Raw genomic sequence first — 16,719 nt, 5'->3', positions numbered from 1 at the left:
GGGTCGCGCCGGTGGCGCGTCCACTCGGGCTGCCTGGTCGACCGAAAGACCTGGTCGGGCGGTCGGACCTCGGGGACGGGCAGCACCCGACTCGTGGCACCTTCCCCGTCGATCTCGACAGCACACGCCGTCCCGTTCTTGCTCCGTGCGCCCACGGCCGCAGGGGCACCCGGACCGGTTCTGCGCAAGCAGTGCCCGCGTTCCGGTCGACGCCTGTGGCGAGGGCTGGTGGCCGGGCGGTCCGGCCCGCTGTGCCGATCGCGACCGCCCCGTCCCGGTCAGCTCGCCGAGCTGCGCCTCAAGCTGGCCGATCACCCCGACCGCGATGAGCTCCCCCGCCGGGTGACCTCATCTCCGGGGCCGCCGGCGTCCTCGTCGGCTCGTGTTTGCTCATTCGCTTGCGGCCCCCGCCTACCGACCGGTCCGGAGCGCCCCCGACGAACCCGGCGCCACGTCGCCTGTGGCTCGCGCACGGTCACTCGCCTGTACCCGCGCGGGGCGGTCGCCACCATCGCAGCGACGAGCCCGGTGGGTCCTACCGGGAAGATCGGGGACAGGGAGGAGCTGGGGGCGCGGGCGCGGTTGCCGAGCTGGGCGGCACTGCCGCCGGCTCAGGCCTCGCGTCGCCGGCGTTGTGCAGATGTTGTGCAGGAGCTTCTCGTGGTGGGCCGGCGCCAGGCGAACCATCGCGATCACATGCGGGTCGTCGACGGCGTAGAGCTGGTGTCTGCCCGCCCGACGGACACTGACCAGGCTGGCCTGCTCGAGCGTTCCGAGGTGGTGGCTGACGGTGGCCACGCTCTGCCCGACCTGTTCTGCGAGCGTCCCTACGTCGCTCTCCCCGCACCACCCAGTACGCACAGCAGTTCCAGGGCGCAGGTGGCCGAGGGCAGCCCGAACGTCGCAGCGGCGGCCTGGATCACCTTGGGGGTCCGGCGCTACGTCCGCAGAGCGGGGCGTGCCGCGATGTGTCGTCCTTCCCCGGGCGGGCCAGGAGGGTCCGCAAAGTTGCACGAGCATGTGACGGTATGGGGTTGTGGGGTCCAGCGCCCGTCCGCCTCCGGCGTGGTGGGCTCATCTTCGGCTCGGACCTGTCGTGGTGAACGGCCGGGCCGAGAAGGCGTCGCGAAGCTGAGGACGACCGCCAAGGCGCGCCGCCACCCGGACAGGGCGGGCGGTGCGCCGCCGAGACCTCACTGAGCCGGGGTCGGAGGTCGATCTACGTGCTGGTCGCCGGCTCGAACGTCCTGGATTTCTCGGTCGCGCCGGGCTCCCGGTGGGTCACGCGGGATGAGCGGTGCCCGGCACCGCCGATGTCACCCAGCGCGCCGAGACGCTCGATCGCGCGTGGGCGCTCCGGTGCGCAACGAGCGCCTGTTTCGCGCGATGAGGGGTTGGAAGCGACCGAGGCGGACCTTGACGATCTGCGCGAGGCCGGCGTAGCCGCCGACGGCGACGACGAGCCACAGCAGATACCAGGGCGGTGGAGCCTGGAGGGCGAGGAGGCCGGCGAGCGGCGAGGACACGATCAGCAGGCCGAGCCCGGCCGATGCTCCCGAGGCGAGCAGCAGCGGTAGGGCCGGTTTCGCGCCGCGCCACGGCGAGCCGCCCACCCGCAGGACGAGCACCACGGTGAGCTGAGAGATCAGTCCCTCCACGAACCAGCCCGCCCGGAAGGCCTCTGGCGCATGGCCGTCGCCGAAGCCCCACCACAGGACGGCGAACGTCGCCAGATCGAAGAGCGAGCTCAGCGGGCCGAACACCAGCATGAAGCGGACCAGGCCCCGGGTGTCCCAGCGACGCGGGGCTCGAAGGTACTCGCGCTCCACGCGATCCCACGGCAGCGCGAGCTGGGCGGCGTCGTAGAGCAGGTTCTGCACCACCAGCTGCAGCGGAAGCATCGGCAGGAAGGGCAGGAACAGGCTGGCCACGACAACGGTCACGACGTTGCCGAAGTTCGAGCTGGCGGTGATCGTGACGTATTTCAGCGTGTTGCCCAGCGTCCGGCGTCCCTCCACGACGCCTCGAGCGAGGACCGCGAGGTCGGGGTCGGTGAGAATCAGGTCGGCGGCGCGCTTCGCGGCGGGCGCCGCGCTCGCCGGGACGATGCCGACGTCAGCTCCCCGCAGCGCGGGGACGTCGTTCACACCGTCACCGACGAAGCCCACCGCCCGACCGCGCGCGCGCAGGGCCGCCACCACGCGGGCCTTCTGGGCGGAGGTCAGCCGGGCGAACACGCGCGCGTGGTCGACGATCCCGCCCAGATCCTCGTCGTCCGCGGCGTCGACGGCCTCGCCGTCCACCACCTCCCCCACCCGGATCCCGGCCTGGGCCGCCACCCGGGCCGCCGCATGCGGATTGTCACCGGTGAGCACGAGGACCTCGACCCCGTGTTCGGCCAACTGCCGGACCGCGGCGGGCGCACTCGAACGCACGGGGTCGAGAAACGCGACGAAGCCGACCAGCACCATTGCGGTCTCGCTGCGCTCGGTGCACCCCCCGAGACGGGGCACCTCCCGGACGGCGACGGCGAGCAGGCGCAGTCCGTGCGCGGCGTGGGCACGGGCGAGATCGTTCGCCGCGACCAGGCGACCCCGGTCGAGTCCGACGACGCCCCCGTCGGAGCGGAGCCGATCGCAGCGGGGCAGGACCTCGTCAGGATCTCCCTTGACGATCAACAGGTGCTCGCCGTCCGCGCGACGCACCTCGACCGTCGAGCGCCGCCGCGCTGGGTCGAACCCCCACTCGTGCACCGGGGTCCAGAGCGCGTCTGCCACGGCGTCGTCGGGCTCGGTGAGCCCGGCGAGCAACGCCTCGTCGAAGCGTCCGTCCGGAACGGTCTGGCAGCGGACGGCTAGGGCTGCGTACTCGGCCGCCTCGTCGTCAGGGAGCCCGGTGGCGTCGATGCTGTGCACCGCGGCCACGCGCTCCTCGGTGAGGGTGCCGGTCTTGTCCAGGCACAGCACGTCCGCGGCACCCAGGTCCTGGATGGCGTTGAGACGAGTCACGATCACCTGATCGGCGGCCAGGCGCCGCGCCCCCCGCGCCAGGGTGGTGGTGACGATGACCGGGAGCATCTCGGGGGTGAGTCCGACTGCGACAGCCGCGGCGAACAGCGTCGCCTCGGTCCAGTTCCCCGACACGGTGCCGTTGACCACCAGCACGACCGGCACCATCACCAGCATGAACCGGATCAGCGTCCAGCTCACCGATCGGACACCGATGTCGAACGCGGATTCCGGGCGTGACCGTGCCGCACTGCGGGCCAGCGTGCCCGAATAGGTCGCGGACCCGGTGGCGACCACGACGCCGACGGCGGACCCCGAGACGATCGCGGTCCCGGCGAGGCACAGCGCGGGCGAACCCTCCGGACCGTCGCGCCCGTGGTCGGGATCGGGCGACTTCACCGCCGGCAGCCCCTCGCCGGTCAGGACGGCCTGATCGACCCGGAGATCGCTGCTGGCGGTTAGGCGGACGTCGGCGGGCACCACGTCCCCCGCTGCGAGCAGCACGACGTCACCGGGGACGGTGTCCTCGACCGGCACCTCCCGGCGCGCCGGTTCGCGCCCTTCGCCCGCGCGCCGAAGCACCGTCACGGTGTCGCGCACCCTCGAACCGAGGGCGTTGACCGCCCGGTCGGCTCGGGTCTGTTGCCAGAAGCGCAGGACCGCCGAGGCGAGGGCCGTGACCGCGAGCATGATCGCGCCGCGGGCGTCTCCGACGATGACGAACACGACGTCGAGCACCGCGAGCAGGGCGAGGAAGGGGCTGCGGAGCGCGGCGGCGGCACGCTGTCCCGGGGCGAGCCGTGGATCGGGGGCCGCGACGTTGTCCCCGTGGCGCTGCTGCCGACGGGTGACCTCCTCCTCGAGCAGTCCGTCCGGGGACGTGTCGAGCATCCGGTAGACCAGCACCGTCGACGCTCCGGCGACCTCACGCAGGGTCAGCTCGGGCGTGGGCGAGGCGGGCGGCAAGGCGTCGTCCCTTCCTCGCATGGGCATCGGCGCGACGCGACGGTACGGCGGCGCCCTCGACGAAGTATGCGAGCGCACGGGGACGGGCGGATGTCGGGGTGCGCTGCTGCGGGGTCTTCACCCTCGACGACGTGTGGTGATTCCGCTCGAGGGGCGGGACACCCCAGGGCCCTGAAGATCAAACATTCGTCGCGATATCTTAGGGTTCAGAGACGGTCGCCGGCGATGGAACGGATCAAGGATGCGTGTCTGAGGTGGTCCTCCGACGAGGTCGAGGTCTGACGTGCGCCGGCAGGGCCGGCTCCCGGGTCGCGGCGCCGTCACCAGCTCCGCGGCGCTCCCCGCCTCTCATACCCGAACTCCGACATCCTTCCTGGAGGACACGGCGTGCACCCCGTTGGAGTCGACCCGACTCCCACCGCCGCCGCCTCGGCCATGACCTGGCCGATCGTGCGGCAGCCTCGGCGTCCCGCCGTGCCTCCGCCCGGATCGGTCCACCTGGGCGGTAGCTCTGCCCCTCCACGCACGTTGCTCGACATCCTCGCCACCACAGCCGCCGCCCACCCGGATCGTCCGGCGATCGACGACGGCCGTCGGTGCCTGGACTACGTGGGGCTGCGGGACGAGGCGAATCGGGTCGCGGCCCTGCTCGCCGCGCACGGTGTGGGGCGAGGCGACCGGGTCGGGATTCGTATGGCGTCCGGATCGCCCGACCTGTACGTCGCGATCCTCGGTGTGCTCGGCGTCGGAGCCGCCTACGTACCCGTCGACGCCGACGACCCACCGGAGCGCGCGGCGCAGGTGTTCTCCCGCGCCGGGGTGCGCGGGGTACTCACCGGCCCGGGCACGTTCCGGATCCACCGCGCTGGTCCCCCGGCTGTCCCGGCCGGGCGCCCGCTGCCCTCCGATGACGCGTGGATCATCTTCACCTCCGGAACCACCGGCACCCCGAAAGGTGTCGCGGTCTCGCATCGCAGCGCGGCCGCGGTCGTCGACGCCGAGGCCCGGCTGTTCCTGTCGGAGCGGCCGATCGCGCCCGGCGACCGGGTGATGGCCTCGTTGTCGGTCGGCTTCGACGCGTCGTGCGAGGAGATGTGGCTGGCGTGGCGCCACGGGGCGTGCCTGGTGCCCGCGCCTCGCTCGCTGGTCCGGGCCGGCGCCGAGGTCGGTGACTGGCTGGTGGACCGCGGCATCACGGTGGTCTCGACCGTGCCGACCCTGGCCGGGCTCTGGAGCCCCGAGCAATGCCGCGGTGTCCGCCTGCTCATCCTGGGGGGCGAGGCGTGCCCCGAGCAGCTGGCGCACCGGCTCGCGGCGGTCTGCGACGAGGTCTGGAACACCTACGGGCCCACCGAGACCACCGTGGTCGCGTGTGCGGCCCGCCTGCGTCCCGACGAGCCGGTGCGCATCGGGTTCCCGCTGGCGGGGTGGCAGCTCGCGGTCGTCGACCCCGCCCACGGGCACCTGGTCCGCCCGGGGGAGGTCGGGGAGCTGGTGATCTCCGGAGTCGGCACCGCCCGCTACCTCGACGCCGACAGGGACGCCGCCGCCTTCGCCGCGCTGCCGGCGCTCGGCTGGGCACGGGCCTACCGCAGCGGTGACCTCGTGCGGGCCGACCCCGAGGGCCTGAGCTACGTCGGCCGGGCCGACTCGCAGGTGAAGATCCGCGGCTTTCGCGTGGAGCTCGGCGAGATCGAGGCCGTGCTGGCCGCGGTGCCCGGCGTCCGGCAGGCCGCCGTCGCCACCTACACGTCCTCCTCGGCGGTCACCGAGCTCGTCGCGTACTACCGGCTGCAGGACGGGGTCGCACTTGACGAGGCGTCGCTGGTCGCGCGGCTGCGCAGTGCCCTGCCCGGGCACATGGTTCCCGCCTATTTCCAGCGGCTGGCCGAGTTGCCCGTCCTGACCAGCGGGAAGATCGACCGGCAGGCCCTTCCCGCGCCCTCCGCGCGCCGCGGCGCCGCGCCCGGCAGCGTGGTGGCGCCCAGCACCCGGACCGAGGAACTCCTGGCCCGTGCTCTGGCAACCGTGCTCGACCTCGAGGGGGTCTCGGTCGAGAGCAACTTCGTCGACGACTTGGGCGCCAATTCGCTGACGCTGGCCCGGCTCGCGGCGCAGCTGCGAAGCGATACCGACCTCCCGCCGGTCGCGATCAGGCTCATGTACGCCCACCCGACGGTGCGGGGCCTGGCCGGCGCCTTGGCCGATGACCGCTCCGCGCCCGCCACGCGAGTCACCGTTCCCGAGCCTGCGCCGCCACCGCCGGTCGGGCTCTGGACATTCCGTCTCTGCGGGGGGCTGCAGCTGCTGGTTCTCGCGGGCCTCGCCCTCGGCGGTGTCCTGCTCGCCGACCTCGACGTGCACTGGGTCGGCAGCCCCCAGGCCTTCGACGAGCTCTACCTGCGCATCATGGCTGCACTCGCCGCCACCACCGCCGTCGTCTGCCTGCTCCCGATCGCCGCCAAATGGCTGCTGATCGGACGGTGGCGGCCCGCCACGATCCCGCTGTGGAGCCTCGACTACCTCCGGTTCTGGACCGTCGCCACCCTGATCCGCTCGAGTCCGCTGGCGCTCTTCGCCGGGTCGCCGCTCTACGTGCTCTACCTACGTGCGCTCGGGGCGCGGATCGGGCGGGGTGCGGTGATCCTCTCCACCACCGTGCCGGTGTGCACCGACCTCGTGGAGATCGGCGCGGGCGCGGTGATCCGCCGCGGGGCGTCCTTCACCGGCTATCAGGCCCGTGCCGGGGCGATCCGCACCGGTCCGGTGTGTATCGGGGCGGACGCGGTGATCGGGGAGGGCTCGCTGGTCGAGCCCGACACCGTCGTGGGTGACGCCGCGAGACTGGCGCACGCGTCCTCGCTGCACGCCGGTCAGTACATCCCCGCCCGGAGTCACTGGCACGGGTCCCCCGCCCGTCCCGCCGAGCACCCGGCGCCCACGCTGCCGAGCGTGCCATGCCCTCGCTGGCGTCGCGCCGCCTCCGCCGTCGCCGAACTGGCGGTGGTCATGTTCGGGGCACCCGTGCTCGTGGCCGCGGTGGTGACCGTCGGCGACCGGGTCCCCGGGCTCGGGGAGGCGGTACTGCCCGGAAGCGCCAGGCTCGCCGACCCGCAGTTCTACCTCAGGGCGCTCGCGGTCTCGGCTGGGCTCTACGCCGCGGCGCTAGCGCTTGGTCTCGCCGCGGTGTGCACGCTGCCCCGCCTCCTGGCCCGCACCCTGGTCCCCGGACGGATCCACCCGCTCTACGGTCCCGCCCACGCCTGCCAGCGGGCCCTGGCCCGTCTCACCAATGTGCCGTTCTTCGTGCAGCTGCTCGGGGACAGCTCCTACATCGTGGGCTATCTGCGAGGGCTGGGCTACCGCATCGCCGAGGCAGGCCAGACCGGCTCCAACGTCGGCGCCGAACTGCATCACGAAAACCCGTACGCCGTCACGGTGGGGCCGGGCACCATGCTCTCCGACGGCGTCGACCTGGTGAACGTCGAGATGTCCGCGTCGGCTTTTCGGACCGAGCACCTCAGGATCGGTGGCCGCTGCTTCCTGGGGAACGTGATCTCGGTGCCGCCGGGCGCCGAGCTCGGCGACGACGTCTTCATCGGCACCAAGACGATGATCCCGGTCGACGGCCGGCCCCGGTCCGGTGTCGGTCTGCTCGGCTCGCCGGCCTTCGAGATTCCGCGGCGCCGCGGCGATGAGGCCGACTTCGCGCTGAGCCGCACCGGTCTGCGCCGGCGGCTGGCGCAGAAGAACGCGCACAACCTGCGCACCATCGGCCTGTTCCTGCTCGCCCAGTGGCTCCGGGTGGCCTGCGTGGCGGTCCTGGGCCTGATCGCGGTGAACCTCGAAGCCACCGCCGGGGGTTCCGTGGTGGCCTGCGCGGCGCTCGCGGCCGGCCCGCTCAACCTCGGCTACGGCGTGCTGATCGAACGCCTCAGCACGCGGTTCCGCGCACTTCAGCCGCAGTACTGCTCGATCTACGACCCGTACTTTTGGCGCCACGAGCGGTTCTGGAAGTTCAGCATCCAGCCCGGGCTGCTCAACGGGACCCCGTTCAAGAGCGCGGTGTGGCGACTGCTCGGGGTGCGGGTTGGTCGACGACTGTTCGACGACGGGGCGAGCATCAGCGAGAAGTCACTGGTCGAGCTCGGCGACGACGTCACCCTCAACGCCGGGGTGATCCTTCAGCCACACTCCATGGAGGACGGCGTCTTCAAGGCCGCCCCGATCACCCTCGGCTCGGGTGCTGAGCTCGCACCGATGGCCTTCGTGCACTACGACACGGTGATCGCGGCGGGTGCCGTGCTCGGCGGCAGCGCTTTCCTGACCAAGGGCCAACGGATTCCTTCCGGCGCACGGTGGCTCGGGAACCCAGCGGAGGAGGTCTCTGGTGCGCGGCTCGTCGCGTCGCCTGGGCGATGACGTCCTCGACCATCGCGCCCGCGGTGATTACGACGCGCCGACCGAACGACACGACCGCGTCCGTCGCGGAGCGTCGACCCCTGCAACCGACACCGGCACGCTCGACGCCCCGGCTGTGGTCGGTGCTCACCGGCATCGTCCCCGGCCTCGCCCAGGCCCGCGACGGTGGTGGACGCGGGTCCTGGCCTGTCTGCTGGTCGGGGTGGTGCTGCTCGGGGCGATCTCCGCGCCGTCCCTCTGGGGGGCGTTGTCCCGGCCTGGCAGCGACAGTGTTGCCGCGCGACTCGCGGAATGGGGCCGCGATCACGGGCTGGGCCCGGTGATCACCTGGCTCGAGCAGCGCCAGTACGACCTGCATCCACCTCCGACCGGCGGCGTGCCGCCGGGCGGCATCCCCGCCGCGGCGGGCCCCGAACCCAACCGTCCCGGTGGGCAGCCGGCGCCCGCGCCACTCGCGCCGCCGGCCGGGCTCTCGCCACTGCCGGGCGAGGGTCGCTGGCAGACCGTGGTCTCCACACCCCACGGCGACGCGGTGCGGATGACCTCGGTGCGCCCCGACCTCGCGCACACCTCCTTCGTGGTCGGCGTGCTCTGGCTCGACCCGACCCTGGTGCGGGGCGTGCTACACCCCGGTACCCAGGACCCCGGCGGCCAGTGGGCCACCCCGACCTCGGTCGACCCCGCCGAGCAGCGCAGCGTGGTCACCGCGTTCTCGGCCGGGTTCCGGCTCCAGGGCGACAGCCACGGCGGCTGGTACAGCGAGAACCGCGAGGTGCGACCGCTGGTTCCCGGCGCGGCCAGCCTGCTGATCCGACGCGACGGCACCGTCGACGTCGGAGCGTGGGGCAGCGAGGTGGGCATGGCACCGGACGTGGCCTCGGTGCGCCAGAACCTCGTCCCTCTCATCGACCACGGCACGGTGAACCCGACCTGCGCGACCGGAGGCACCGCGCAGTGGGGCTCAACGGTGGGGCAGGCGGCCTACATTCACCGCTCCGGGTTCGGGATCACCCCGACCGGTGCGATGGTCTACGTCGGTGGGCCCGCGCTGTCGGTGTGCACCCTGGGGGACCTGCTGCGCTCGGCCGGGGTCATTCGAGGCATGGAACTCGACATCAACCCCGCCTGGGTCTCCGGCGCCTACTTCCACCCCGACGGCACCTCACGCCCGAAGGCGTTCAAGCTCTTCCCCGACGAGCAGATCGGCGCGCAGCACTACCTGCAGACCTCCACCCGCGACTTCGTCTCCTTCGACCTGCGCTCGACCGCCGACGCCACCGCGAGTCCGCGGGGACCGCACCACCTTCCCCCTCCGCCTCGGGCCTTCGACCCGGGTCGGGTGACCACGAGGCCGCCGGGATGACCCTCACGGTGAGGGATGCGGGCGGCGGCGCGGGCCGGCCACCGTGTGGTTGCTGCCCGGTCGTCCACCGCTGCTGCATGCGGAAAGCGTGTTGAGGCCGCGTCCCGCGCGCGGGCGAGCGGGCCCAGGACCTCGGACCCTCGTACTCTCATACGAGTGCTTGATAGCGTGGCGGCGGCCGGGGCCGGCCGGTAGTCAGGGCTCTCGCGCTGCGGCCCCGGAGCGGACTGAGCCTTGGCGGGTCATCCCTGTGTAGCGGGCCGCGGCGTGTTCGCGGGATTGGCTTGAACACGGCTGCCGCTGACGCGTTGCCCCTGACCTTCTCACCATGGCCTGTCGCGGCCAGCTCCCTACGGAGGCCCGTCTTGCCCTTGGTTACCCCGCCGGCGCGCGGATCGGCGGCATCAGCGTTGCGACGACGCAGCACCGCACGCACGCAACGGTTGACCGCGACCCGATCCGTGCGCCAGGCCGTGGTGTCACTCGCCGGATTGGTGGGTGAGCCGGTGCGCAACCAGAGCGGTCAGCAGGTCGGGCGGCTGGTGGACGTGGTGGCCCGGCTCTACGGCGAGGACCGTTACCCACCGGTGACCGGGCTGGTGGTGCGGGTGGGTCGCCGGCGCGCCTTCCTGGACGCCTCGGCCATCGCCCAGGTCAACCACCGCTGGATCAGCCTGCGCACGGCGCGGATGGATCTGCGTGATTACGTGCGTCGGCCCGGTGAGGTACTGCTGGCCCGCGACCTGCTCGATCACCAGCTCGTCGACGTCGACGGCGTCCAGGTGATCCGGGCCGCCGACGTGTACGTGGCCCCGGTGGGCGAGCAGCTACACGTCGTCGGCGTCGACGTGAGCGTGCAGACCCTGCTACGCCGCCTAGGGCCGAAACGCCTGCGCGGGCGACCTACCCCTGATCGGGTCATCGACTGGGACGCGATCGCCCCGTTTGGGGAGGAAGCGACCGACGGGCCGGCGACGGTGCGGCTGCGGCGCAGTCAGCAAGCCCTGCGTCGGCTGCGTCCGGGCGAGCTCGCCGACCTCCTCGAGGATCTCGGCCGCGCCGGTCGCCAGGAGCTGTTGGCCTCGCTGGAACCCGAGACCGCCGCCGACGCGCTCGAGGAGATGGAACCCGACGAGCTCGAGGGCCTGCTGCGCGAGTCCGAGCCGCAGCAGGCCGCCGACCTGGTGGCCGCGATGGAACCCGACGAAGCCGTGGACGCGCTGCGCGATCTGAGTGCCGCCGAGAGCGACGAGCTCCTCGAGCTCATGCCCGCGCCCACCCGCGAGCGGCTCAGCGGTCTGATGGGCTACCCCGAGGACGAGGCCGGTGGGTTCATGACCACGCTGTTGGTCCGCGCCGAACCCGAGGACACCGTCAGCGCGGTCCGCGACCGGGTGGCCGACCACGGGGAGCACCGCGGCGAGATCGACGCCGTGGTGGTGTGCGATGCCGACGGTCAGGTGATCGGCGACCTGTCGCTGTTCGAGCTGCTCGTCGCCCCTCCCGAGCTGACCGTGGGCGCGCTGCTCGACCAGACCCAAACCGACCCGGTCCTGGTCGGCCCGGACGCCGACGTCAACCAGGTCGCCGTCGCCCTGGTCGAGTCGCGGCGCTCCTCGCTGCTGGTCGTCGACGACGGGTGCCGTCCGCTGGGGCGCATTCTCGCCGACGACGTCCTGGACGCCCTGACCCCCGAGGCCGGGCGGCTGCGCTTCCCAAGGCTGCTGCGATGAGCCGGCCGCCGGCTGGTCAGCGGATCGACCCGGCACAGCAGGGCCGCCGGTCTCGGCCGGAGCACGCCACTGAATCCACCGATGACCCCGGCTCGGTGGGAGGACACACCGCTGCGGACGCCCGGCCCGGTCGGGGGCAACGGCTGTGGCAGCGGCTGCGTCGCGGCCGGGTGTTCGCCTACCTGGCCATCGCCGGCCCAGGGGTGATCGCGGCCAACGCCGGCAACGACGCCGCCGGCATCGCCACCTACTCCTCGGCCGGGTCCCAGTTCGTGTACCGGACCTTGTTCTTCATGGTGCTGGTGACCATCGCCCTGATCCTGGTGCAGGAGATGTCGGTCCGGTTGGGGACCCACACCGGTAAAGGGCTCGCGGCGTTGATCCGCGAACAGTTCAGCCTGCGCCTGACCGGGCTCGCCCTGGTGTGCGTGCTGCTGGCCAACACCGGGCTCGTGGTGTCGGAGTTCGCCGGGATCGGCGCGGCGTTCGAACTGTTCGGGATTAGCCGCTACATCGTCGTCCCCGTCTTCGCGGTCCTGATCTGGGCGTTGGTGCTGTTCGGGTCCTATCGCTACGCCGAACGCATCTTCCTGGTGTTCTCCCTGGCTTTTCTGGCCTACCCGATCGCTGCGGTCCTCGCCCATCCCGACTGGTCGGCGGTGGGCGCTGACCTGGTCTTCCCGCACTTCCTGGCCAGCAGTGACTTCGTCCTGCTCGGGGTGGCCCTGATCGGGACCACGGTCAGCCCCTACATGCAGCTCTACGCCGCCGCCGGCGTGGTCGACCGCGGCGCCGGCCCCGACGACTACCCGAACGCTCGCCTGGACGCCGTCTCCGGGGCGGTCTTCGCCTGCATCATCTCTGTCATGATCATCATTGCGACGGGGGCGACCATCGGCGGGCAGGGTCCGCTGGACTCCGCTGCGCAGGCCGCGCAGGCCCTGCGCCCGGTCGCCGGCTCCGGGGCCACCCTGCTCTTCGCGTTCGGGCTGCTCGGGGCTAGCGCGCTGGCCGGCGCGGTCGTCCCGCTCTCGAGCTCGTATGCGATCAGTGAAGCTGTCGGCGTGGAACGCTCCGTCTCGCGCACCTTCCGCCAAGCTCCGCTGTTCCTGGGCCTGTTCACCTTTCAGGTGTTCCTCGGCGCCGCGATCGCGCTCACCCCGGTCAACCTGATCTCGCTGCTGATCGGCACCCAGGTGCTCCAAGGCGTGGTCGCCCCGATCGTGCTCGCCTACATCCTCATCCTGAGCAACCGCCGCAGCGTGCTCGGCGCCGCCGCCAACGGCCCCGTCTTCCGCGCCGCGGCCACCACCGCGGTCGTCGCCGTCGCCGCCATGTCACTACTACTGGTTGGCCAGACCCTCCTGGGCGTGCTCGGGCTCGCCTAGCCTAGAGGGCATCGGCACCTACCAGCCGGTCGAGTCCGCGGCCGGGCGGGCCGAGGACACGCCGGGGGCGGGAGCACTTCGCTGCTTGTGGAGCCGACCCGTGGGCGGTTCCGTCGAGTACGCGCGGGGCGTTCTTGGATGCGAAAGGTCTCAGGGGGCCGCCGGGCGTCAAGCGCACACGGCCGAGGCGGTGGATGCCCCCGAGGATCGCGATGCCAGCGGGTGTCGTCGCGATCCGGTTCGGTGTCGGAGGGCTATTTGAAGAGGCCGATCGCCCGGGCGATCACCAAGGCGACCACGATCAGCGACACCGCCGACTGGACCATCATGGTCAGCTTGGCCCACCGGGCCAGGGGCATGACGTCGGTGGGGCTGAACGCTGTGGCGTTGGTGAACGACAGGTACAGGTAGTCCACGAACCGTGGTGCCCAGCCCGGGGAGGCCAGGTGCGGATCGAGGTGTTGGGGGAATGCGAAGTCCAGGGCCCTGCTCCCGCGGGCGGCGATGACGGATCCGTTTGCGACCTCCCGCGCCGCGGCCAGTCGCGCGTGTGGGCCGCCGCGATCGAGTTCCCAGTACCACAACCCGAACACCACGACGTTGGTCGCCCAGATCGCGGCCCCCGAGGACAGCAGCGCGATCGCGTCGTCGGAATTGCCGGTGATGATGCCCTGGACCAGCCGCACCGCCGACCAGGCGTTGGTCACCGAGACCATGCCGACCAGGGCGACGCTGCCGCGGCGCAGCCAGCGTCCTGGGGTGTCGAGCCGGCCCGGGTTGGCGACCACCAGCCCGAGAAGCAACACCAATTCCAGCACCGGCACCAGCCGGTGGCCCGGAGTGAACGCCCCGGGCAGCACCACCTGCAGCCCGACCGCACCCGCCACCACCACGGCGACCGTCCATCGCGGTTCGGCGCGCACCTTAGCGCGGGCCGCCGGCCCGTCCTGCCCATCGTCTTGTTCCTTGACCACCGAGCTCACGCCTCGCCCACCCTCTCCGTTGGATCGCTGGCCAGCACGTCCTGGCTCGCCCGGCTCTGCGCCGCCGAACGAGCGCGCCTGATCCACTCGTGGCTCAGCAAGTGGGCCGACCGGGGGGGCGAGTGGCCCACGGCACACGAGCTCGAGCGCGGCGCTGGACCCGCCACCGGCGCAGCGACCCGGCTTCGGTGTCGGCGACGCGGAACCGTCCCGGGACCGGAGGCCCACGGGTCCCGTCATCGCCAAGAACCACGGCAGGGACCCGAGACCGGCGGACGGCGCGGCCGGTCAGCATGGCGAACCCACGCTGCACGGCCGGGTGTCTCGGCGACCTGTGGAGAGGCCGCCAGGACGGGTGGCTGAGGGCGTGAGCGTGCGGCCACCACCGGCGCTCTCGAGGAGACCACTGTTGATCGCAGCGTCGTGGATCATCGGGGGGCCCGCCGCCGCGCGAGAGCAGATCGGTGGCGACGATTGCCACAGCGGCCAAGCCGACCAGCCGCAGGTTGTCCCAGCCCGGCACCTCGGCCAGTCCCAGGGCGAGAACGGCGACGACGGCGAGGACCGCAACGGTCACAGTGGGCAGCGTGGTCACGGCTGCCAGGGGGTGGGCCGTGCTCAATGGAACGTCGTCGACCGAGCACCGGGACCCGACCCGTCCGCGCAAGGCCTCGGAGGCGGCTTGGACGAGTGCGAGGCCGTAGAAGACGCCGGAGCGGGGACGGGGTCGAACACCCGCGAGAAGGCACGCGGCGAGACGAGGGTTCCGGCCGACACGGGCCAGCAGTCGCCGCGCCCGGCATTCGCGTCGTCTTCCACCACCTGCTCCTTCCGGGCGGCAACGACCCCGGGCCGCCGGGCCCTGACCGACCGCCGAAAGCCCCAATCACTCAGACGCTCAAACGCATGTGCAAGCATGCCTCATGCGCGACGCCACGGCGCGATCTGGGGGGCGATCGATGCCCGCGGCCACGTGCCACACCCAGGCGCGTGCCGGCACCGAAGCCGCTCGGTCGACTCGGCGACTGGGGATCCACGCCGGGGGGTTCGCTCCGCGGCGGTGCCCGGCGGCCCGGGCTCACGACAGCTCCATGCCCAGAGCGTCAGGATGATCGGTGAGCGGTGCGGGCCCGGTGTCTGCGCGGCGCAGGATGAAGGAGGGCCACGTGCGGCTGTCCCGGCGCCTCCGCAGGACGGCCCGACCGTCAGGATCAGCACTCCTCGCATGCTCGCCGGGCACGTGCTCCCGCTGAGACCACCACCGTCTCGGTCCTCTGCCCCTCGGCTGGTGGCCGTCCGGGTTCAGCCGAAAGCCGGTCCCGCGGACCGACGGTCTCCGCGACGACCAGGCAGGCCGGCGGGTGCATCCGTGTCCCCGCCGGTCCCCGCGCCCGGGCCGGACCCGAAGCCGGAGACCGACCCGCGACCGGCCCCGCCACTGGCGCCCCCACGGCCCACCGCAGCACCCTCTGCCCTGCTGCGTATTCCGTGGTGGCGACTGGCACTGAGCCTGCTGTCGGCGCTGGTGGTGCTGTCCTGCGGCGCCGCATGGGTGAGCGTGCACGGCATCAACGGCGCGGACGTCATCTCCGGCGCGATCCCGGCCGGCGACGCCCAGAACATCCTGCTGGTCGGGCTGGACACCCGCACCGACGCCCAGGGAAATCCCCTGCCGAGCGACCAGCTGGCGGCCCTGCACGCCGGGAGCAGCAGCGACGGTGGCGACAACACCGACACCATCATCGTCATCCACATACCCGCCGGGGGCGGCGCCGCCACCGCCTTCTCCATTCCCCGCGACGCCTACGTACAGCTTGCGGGCGACCTGGGCCCCCATAAGATCAACACTGCGTACACCTACGGGGAGAACCTCGCGCGCCCCCAGCTCGCATTCCAGGGGATGTCGGGACCCCAGCTCGAGGTCGCCGCTGCCGAGGCCGGCGCGAAGGAGGCCATCGCGACCGTGCAGCAGCTGACCGGACTGACCATCACCCACTACGCAGCGATCAACCTCGCGGCGTTTGACGCCATCAGCAACGCCGCGGGCGGTGTGCAGGTCTGCCTCGCGGCACCGACTAAGGACGAGTTCTCCGGCGCGAACTTCCCCTCGGGAATCCAGACGGTCAGCGGCGCGGCGGCCCTGTCCTTCGTCCGACAGCGCCACGGCCTCCCGAACGGTGACCTCGACCGCATCCGACGCCAACAGGTCTTCATGGCCGCACTGAGCAACAAGCTGCTCTCCGCGGGCACGCTGACCGACCCCTCCGCGCTGCGCGGCATCCTCCAGGCAGTCGATCACGACGTGGTGCTCGACCAGCACTGGGACGTGCTGACGTTCGGCGAGCAGCTGCACCGACTCACCGCCGGGACAGTCACGTTCCGAACCGTCCCGACCGGTAGGACCGACCTGGCCACCCCTGAGGACGGCACCGCGGTGGACATCGACCCGGCCCAGGTCCAAGCGTTCATCCAGAAGGCGATCGAACCGGCCGCGCCGAGCTCGACCACCCCGCCGCCGCGGCCCCAGGCACCGGTGCACGCCGATGGATCCGTCGACCTCGTGGAGGTGCTCAACGGATCAGGACGAGGCGGCGCGGCCAGCACGACCATGTCCGCCCTCACCAGAGCCGGATTCTCGCCCTCCGACACCGGGAACGCCGACCTCCAGTCAGCCACCACCGTCGCCTACGCCCCCTCGGACAGCGCCGACGCGGACGCCGCGCGGGCGGTGCTGGGCGCCGGAGTCGTCCTCGCCCCCGACAACCAGCTCTCCCCGGGTCACCTCCGCGTCACGCTCGGCGTCGAGCCGCCCGACACCGGCACCGGGTCCTCACCCACCGCATTGTCGGCGGCCCC

Annotated in this window: 8 protein-coding genes; 5 read left to right on the top strand and 3 right to left on the bottom strand. The window is 72.3% G+C overall.

Annotated elements, in window-relative coordinates:
- Nucleotides 1-411: 411 nt before the first annotated feature.
- Together AC0CYZ_RS15075 and mgtA are read right to left on the bottom strand one after the other, a co-directional pair.
- On the bottom strand, nucleotides 412-1,020 hold the full coding sequence (locus AC0CYZ_RS15075; RefSeq protein WP_472216700.1) for an ArsR/SmtB family transcription factor: 609 nt from the start codon (nucleotides 1,018-1,020) through the stop codon (nucleotides 412-414).
- Between the two features lie 296 nt (nucleotides 1,021-1,316).
- The gene (gene mgtA / locus AC0CYZ_RS15070) at nucleotides 1,317-3,974 is read right to left on the bottom strand and encodes a magnesium-translocating P-type ATPase (protein WP_472216698.1); all 2,658 of its coding nucleotides are present in this window, start codon (nucleotides 3,972-3,974) and stop codon (nucleotides 1,317-1,319) included.
- Nucleotides 3,975-4,502: 528 nt separating this feature from the next.
- On the opposite strand from mgtA, the gene AC0CYZ_RS15065 reads away from it, so the two are divergent.
- From AC0CYZ_RS15065 to AC0CYZ_RS15050, 4 genes are all read left to right on the top strand, one after another.
- Entirely contained in the window at nucleotides 4,503-8,396 is a 3,894-nt protein-coding gene (locus AC0CYZ_RS15065; protein ID WP_472216696.1) for a Pls/PosA family non-ribosomal peptide synthetase, read from the top strand.
- Between the two features lie 319 nt (nucleotides 8,397-8,715).
- The gene (locus AC0CYZ_RS15060; protein ID WP_472216694.1) at nucleotides 8,716-9,759 is read left to right on the top strand and encodes a hypothetical protein; all 1,044 of its coding nucleotides are present in this window, start codon (nucleotides 8,716-8,718) and stop codon (nucleotides 9,757-9,759) included.
- Between the two features lie 506 nt (nucleotides 9,760-10,265).
- Nucleotides 10,266-11,492, top strand: a complete 1,227-nt coding sequence (locus tag AC0CYZ_RS15055) for a magnesium transporter MgtE N-terminal domain-containing protein (protein WP_472216692.1) — start codon at nucleotides 10,266-10,268, stop codon at nucleotides 11,490-11,492.
- Between the two features lie 95 nt (nucleotides 11,493-11,587).
- Nucleotides 11,588-12,880, top strand: coding sequence for an NRAMP family divalent metal transporter (locus AC0CYZ_RS15050; protein ID WP_472216690.1), 1,293 nt, complete (start codon nucleotides 11,588-11,590; stop codon nucleotides 12,878-12,880).
- A gap of 254 nt (nucleotides 12,881-13,134) precedes the next feature.
- Here AC0CYZ_RS15050 and AC0CYZ_RS15045 read toward each other — a convergent pair whose 3' ends face one another.
- Entirely contained in the window at nucleotides 13,135-13,863 is a 729-nt protein-coding gene (locus AC0CYZ_RS15045) for a hypothetical protein (RefSeq protein WP_472216688.1), read from the bottom strand.
- Nucleotides 13,864-15,232: 1,369 nt separating this feature from the next.
- On the opposite strand from AC0CYZ_RS15045, the gene AC0CYZ_RS15040 reads away from it, so the two are divergent.
- The coding region (locus tag AC0CYZ_RS15040) for an LCP family protein (protein ID WP_472216686.1) at nucleotides 15,233-16,719 on the top strand (1,487 nt) is incomplete at its 3' end.

This window comes from Actinomycetospora sp. (assembly GCF_055612215.1).
The sequence above is the reverse complement of the archived record's forward strand: the minus strand, read 5'-3'. Positions and strand labels throughout refer to the sequence as shown.

Bases quoted from the DNA above. Each gene is read 5' to 3' on its own strand.
- AC0CYZ_RS15075 (WP_472216700.1), bottom strand. From the start codon at position 1,020: ATGCTCGTGCAACTTTGCGGACCCTCCTGGCCCGCCCGGGGAAGGACG.